The sequence below is a fragment of the Neobacillus drentensis genome (assembly GCF_036965245.1).
Taxonomy (GTDB): Bacteria; Bacillota; Bacilli; order Bacillales; family Cytobacillaceae; genus Neobacillus; species Neobacillus drentensis_G.
On sequence record NZ_JBALPG010000209.1, the window covers coordinates 5,478 to 11,341 of the forward strand.

A 5,864-nucleotide genomic window follows, 5' to 3' on the forward strand; every position below is an offset into this window, starting at 1 on the left:
AATTATAGCAGATGATAAGAAAAACGAAAATCAGATTAAGTCTAAGGATAGGGGGTGTGATAGTGCAATCTACTGGACAAGAAGATGCTGATTCAGAAAATAAAGAAATCATACCAGAACCATTTGTTATTATAAATGGTTTCTTATATAAGAAAGAAATCAAAAAAGATGTAGAAATTAAGAGAATGGTTTCACGTAAAACACCAGTAATTACTAAAGAATTTCATAATATAGAAAAGCCACAAGTATTGTATGAAATTGAATGGATAGAACGAAATAGAATAGTTAAAGAAGTTGTACCAGCTTCAACACTTGCTGTAAAAAAAGAGTTATTAGAATTAAGTGAGAAAGGATTCTCAGTTAACGAAAACAATGCAAAAACGCTTATTGAATATTTAGATCTGTATTTGGCACATAATGACATAAAACAACATTATGCAGTTGAACGATTAGGAAGTATAAAGAAAATCTTTGTCCACCCATTGTTAAATGAAAAAATTGAAATCATGGCAATAGACCAGGGGGAACAGCAGTTATTACAAGGGTTCAAAATAAAAGGAACTCATAATACTTGGACAAAGGAAGTATTCGAACGTATTAAAAAATACCCAAAAGCACTATTTTTAGTACTCGCTAGTTTTACAAGTGTCATCATAAAAGACTTAAGAGTGCAACCGTTTATTGTAGATTTGAGTGGATCTACTTCCCAAGGAAAGACAACTACATTAAAGGCTGCTGCTAGTGTTTGGGGTAATGAAATGCTAATAAATGAATGGAATGCGACCAAAGTATCAATTGAGCGTAAAGCAGCTTATTTAAATAGTTTTCCATTGTTATTAGATGATACAAGGAAAGCAGATGAAAAAATATTAAACTCTATTATTTATCAATTCTCAGGTGGCAGGTCAAAGGGAAGAGGTAGTTTAATGGGGAGTCAAAGAGAATACACATGGAACAATATATTATTAAGTACGGGTGAGGTTTCCTTAAATGATTACGCAAAACATCAAGGTGGCGCAGCAGCAAGGGTTATTCCATTAATTGATGAACCATTAAAAAAAGACCACGGTAATATTACTCAGTTGCATGAAGCAATGGAAAATAATTACGGAGCAATAGGGATAAAGTTTTTAAAAATATGGTTGGAAAATAAAAGTGATTTAATTCCTAAATACCACAATTATAGAAAGCATTATATAGAAAAGGCAGGAGATAATGAAGTTTTAATTAGGTTAGCTGGATATTATGCATCTGTCCATTTTACTGGAAGTATTCTAAATACTAAATTAGGGTTGGACATAGATTTACAAGTAGTTTCAGGGTTATTTGATGATATTGCTAAAGAAAATAAAGCAACTGATAAGCCGATGCAATATTTTGAAGAAATTCTAACAGATCTAGATAGTAGCAGACAGGATATATTTTATACCTATGAGCCTCAAGTAAATAAAGCTATTTATAAAAACGGTTCAATATATTTTATGCCTTCCTTTATAAAAAGGTATTTAGACCTTGAAGAAAAGGCGATACGAAGAGAATGGCTAAAACGAGGGATAAGTATAGGCGAAGAAAAAAAAGGCTCATTCGTGGATTATAAAGCTATTAAACACAAAGGAAAAACTTATCGGGCAATACCGATAAATATGAGATTAGTGAAAGAATTAGGGTTTGATTTTGAAGAAAAATTATAAGTAATTAAAAAGTAATTTGTAACCCTAATTAACATTGGTAAATTAACGTTTAAAAGTAATTAGTTACAAAGAGTTACAAATAGAAAAGACATCATGTAACCGTACTAAACCCATGATCCATGTGTAATAGAAGGACATTGGTTACGGAAGTTACATAATATTTATATGAATAATTAATACAACAAGATTAATAAGTACAAGATTAATTAATCTAAAAAGCTATTTATAGTAAGTTCTTCAAAGAAACTTGTTACTTTGTAACCTTAAAGGCTTAAACCATTGAGAGATAAAGAATTCATTAGGTTACAAGTAGTAATAATAACACGTAACCCTTTGTAACTCATGAAAAAGTAAGAGATATCAGCTATGAATCCGCTCGTAAAGATTCAAAAGAATATTTTTTAAATGGATATTGTTTCGGTGCTTTTTTGATATTAAAGCGCTCTTAAAACAATATCGATGGGAGGAAATAATGAAACAATTAACCCTAACAAAAGAGTAAAGAGAAAAAGATATGCTAAAGGAGATCGTATTTACTACTGCCATTAACTAATTAATGCATAAAATATCAAATAATTACAAGGGAGTGATAAATATGCTATGGATTGCATTTGGAATTTCTATTGTTGCTTTAATAATTAGTATTACGACACTAACAATAACTATTCGTGAACGAAAAAACAGGCGAGTGTAACCATCGGTTTTAGAGGAGGAATTGGTTGACCTTTATGGAGATAACAAATAATTATAGGGCGTGAAAAATGAATAAGAATAAGATTGAAGAACTACTTAAAATAGCTGAAAAAGGAAATGAAATGCTAGTTATTTTACCATGTAAATTTGAACATACAGAGAATGGAAAAATATTATTGGACCCACATAAAAAATTTGATAAGGATTGGTTCGAAAACGACAAAGCATATAATGACCTATAATTGATTAATCATTTTTAACCTAATTTTAAAATAAGATTTGGTTGCCTTGAAGGCAACCTTTTTAGCCTTAAGGCAAATATCAGGTAACACAATTCAAGGAAGAACCATCATTAAATAAATTAATAAAAGAACTATATAAAATTCAGGAATCGGATTAACCACGAGACCAAAAAGGGCGAAGTGCCCATTTACGCACTGACACTTGTCAGTCAGTGCAATGGGTTTTTCGTAGCCGAAAAAATACGTTCAGCCATGCTGAATAACCTTCGGGAAAATAGGAGAGAGAAGAAATGAGTGATATACCAATATTATTAACAATTGCAGATTTAACAACAAGGTGGGAAATGCCAAGACAAAGCATACACGATAGGATAAATTATAGAGAATTTCCTGATCCAATTCAGTATGTATCAAACGGAAGAACTGCATTATTTTTAAAAAGCGATATTGAAGAATTTGAGAAAAAAAATCCGTGGATTACCACCCCTGAACGTAGAGAAAGGAGACAACGTTTTATTTATTCTTTGATTAATAAATAAATTATACTATTCAAGTTCAATAACATAGTTATCAGGGAACTATTGACAGGTGTATAGGCTTTTAAAAGAATTACTTGGACAAAAACTAAATAACTATAAAAAATTAGGTATAATTCTGCAATGGGATTAACAAAATTAACATATAACTAAAATACACTTGACGAATTTATATAATAATGTAAAATTAATTACATAATACATATTTCGGAAAGTGAGTTGAAGAACTTGATCCAATCCTTAATCCCAGCTACTAAGGACTTAAAGGACAAGATTGTGCAAGGAATATATAATGGCAATACCTATGATTATCAAGATTTTAAGGGCAAGAAAAAAACCACAATAAATAATGGAACTCCTTTTAACAGAATGGATTATATATACGAAGGACTTATTAACAATTTTAAAGGAGATGACTCTTGTTTACTAAAAGCGGTTACCTCTCCTAGAACATGGCAAAAACATCTTCAAATTTATCACAAGGAATCAAAAATTCTATACCTTGTAGTAAAAGATGATAGAATTCATGGTGTGAAAATGTTGTCTGGAACTGATAGATCTCCGCATTATTTGGAGGCCTATAGCGTAATTAATAAGAAGCTTAGTCCATCTAATAAATTATTTTTTGATGATGAACAGTTGAGTGCAAATCTATTTCCTGATTCAGTTGCTGAACCAGAATTTATGGGAGAATTCTATCATAAGAAAAGAAATAGTTTATTTAGTATGATCGGTAGTTTAGAAGTTGAAATGGTAGTGTTTATTTCGATTACTATAAAAAAAGATGAACTTATAGATGTGAAGGCGCATGTTCCGAGTGAAGACTTTTTAAAGTCCTTCTTATATAATGAGAGCTGGAGTAATCACATTCCTGTTTCATTTAACACAGCTGAGACTCCGTCTGATGATGAAGATACTGACGACGGTATACAAATGGGAATTAAAAAGAAGTACTTGGAAGAAGGTTCAGTGAATCCATCAATTAAGAGAAAAGCGAAAATTGTTGGTTCTATTGAATAACTTCTCTTAGGAGGAGTGTTAAATAATGACTAGTTTAAAGAGTTTTAACCCAAATAGATTAAAAGCAGCTAGACTGTATGAAGGGTATACTATCACCGAGTTGGCAAATGCAATTAATATCTCTAAACAAGCTATCTCACAGTTTGAACACGGAAAAAATCAACCTAGTCTTGAGACCTTATTGCAATTAATAAATGTCTTAAAATTTCCTAGAGATTTTTTCTACGGGGAAGATAATAATGAAATCAAGATAGGTAATACTTTTTTTAGGTCTGCAGCAACAACAAATAAAAAAATTTATAACTCTCATATACAAAAGATGCTACTCACTTCAAGAGTATATTCCTTTCTTGAGGAATATATAGATTTTCCAAAAGTGAATTTACCTATGATTGACCAAGAAAAGGATAGTTATTCAGATAAAGAAATTGAAGAATTAGCTAACTATACAAGATCATATTGGGGATTAGATGATAAACCAATTCAAAATATTGTTAACACACTTGAGAAGAATGGACTAATACTAACATCATTAGCTTCTGATGAAGAAAAAATTGATGCTTTTAGTCAAAAACAATTGGTTTCTGGACAAGAAAGGTACTTTATAGTCCTAGGTAGTAATAATAAATCAGCAGTTCGTAGGCAGTTTACAGCTGCGCATGAATTGGGACATTTATTAATGCATCAATGGATAAATGATATTGAAGAACTAACTAAGGAACAATATAGAGAGATGGAAAGGCAGGCTGATTATTTTGCAGCTTGCTTCCTCCTACCTAGAGATGCATTTCTAAAATCACTATTAAAGCCGAATAATTTGGACTTTTATGTTTTGTTAAAAAAGACTTGGAAGGTTTCGATAGGTGCCATGATTATTAGGGCATATCATTTAGAGGCAATAAGTTATAACACGTATCAATACTTAATGAGACAGATGAGTTTTAAGGGATATCGTAAAAACGAGCCTTACGATGACTTATTGATGGTACCTCGACCAACTGTATTAAACAAAGCCATTAAATTATTAATAACCAACAATATTCTTACTGCTAAGGAAATCATTAATGCAGTAGAAGTGCCTAAGGAAAAGATTGAGGTTCTACTAAATTTAGAATCAGATGCTATGATAGATAAACTACAAGAGCCAGCACCTCTAATTAAGTTATCAAAGCCTCCATCCAAAAAAATTAATTAAAATAAATATGGGTATTTACTTAAGAGCAGGGATTTATTTTCCTGCTTTTTTGTTTTCCACGAAGGTTATTCTTTTACAGAACATCCTTTTGGTTAAGTCAAAAACTTATATACATTGGCAATTGTTAGTCCATAAATTGGTACTAAGTTCAATTGTGATACTATTTTGAATAATTAATGTTATTAATTATTTGATTACAGTCATAAGAATGTACCACCTCTGTCATGCTTTTTACCAGCGATTGCCATAAGATTTACCTCATGCTGTCGCTCCTTTTACCAATGAGATAACATCAAGGAAGCGCGGATTTACAAGTTTATGGATTTTGAAAGATAAAAAAGCCTAATTCCTCCGTTACCTTTAGTGAGAAATTAGGCTTTTGATGTTCAACAATCGCGCCCTTTAATGGAATAACTAAGGAATGGCCACATTCATAAAATCACTAAATTGTTATTGAACTAACGCACCCGTTACTTTAAGTTATCAT

At 31.2% G+C, this 5,864-nt stretch carries 4 protein-coding genes and 1 pseudogene; all 5 read left to right on the forward strand.

The window, feature by feature from the left end; genetic code table 11:
* Positions 1-83 precede the first annotated feature (83 nt).
* Positions 84-1,691: pseudogene (locus V7150_RS25470) on the forward strand (DUF927 domain-containing protein); the annotation flags it as partial.
* Between the two features lie 761 nt (positions 1,692-2,452).
* A complete protein-coding gene (locus V7150_RS25475; RefSeq protein ID WP_335523860.1) occupies positions 2,453-2,626 on the forward strand; it encodes a hypothetical protein in 174 nt (57 codons plus the stop codon).
* A 290-nt stretch (positions 2,627-2,916) separates the two neighbouring features.
* On the forward strand, positions 2,917-3,165 hold the full coding sequence (locus V7150_RS25480) for a hypothetical protein (RefSeq protein ID WP_335523861.1): 249 nt from the start codon (positions 2,917-2,919) through the stop codon (positions 3,163-3,165).
* Positions 3,166-3,390: 225 nt separating this feature from the next.
* Positions 3,391-4,182, forward strand: coding sequence for a DUF5986 family protein (locus V7150_RS25485; RefSeq protein ID WP_335523864.1), 792 nt, complete (start codon positions 3,391-3,393; stop codon positions 4,180-4,182).
* A 25-nt stretch (positions 4,183-4,207) separates the two neighbouring features.
* On the forward strand, positions 4,208-5,377 hold the full coding sequence (locus tag V7150_RS25490) for a helix-turn-helix domain-containing protein (protein WP_335523866.1): 1,170 nt from the start codon (positions 4,208-4,210) through the stop codon (positions 5,375-5,377).
* The last annotated feature ends 487 nt before the right edge of the window (positions 5,378-5,864 follow it).

What these genes read in the sequence shown, in the direction of transcription:
- V7150_RS25475 (WP_335523860.1), top strand. Translation starts at nt 2,453, where the DNA reads ATGAATAAGAATAAGATTGAAGAACTACTTAAAATAGCTGAAAAAGGA.
- V7150_RS25480 (WP_335523861.1), top strand. Translation starts at nt 2,917, where the DNA reads ATGAGTGATATACCAATATTATTAACAATTGCAGATTTAACAACAAGG.
- V7150_RS25490 (WP_335523866.1), top strand. Translation starts at nt 4,208, where the DNA reads ATGACTAGTTTAAAGAGTTTTAACCCAAATAGATTAAAAGCAGCTAGA.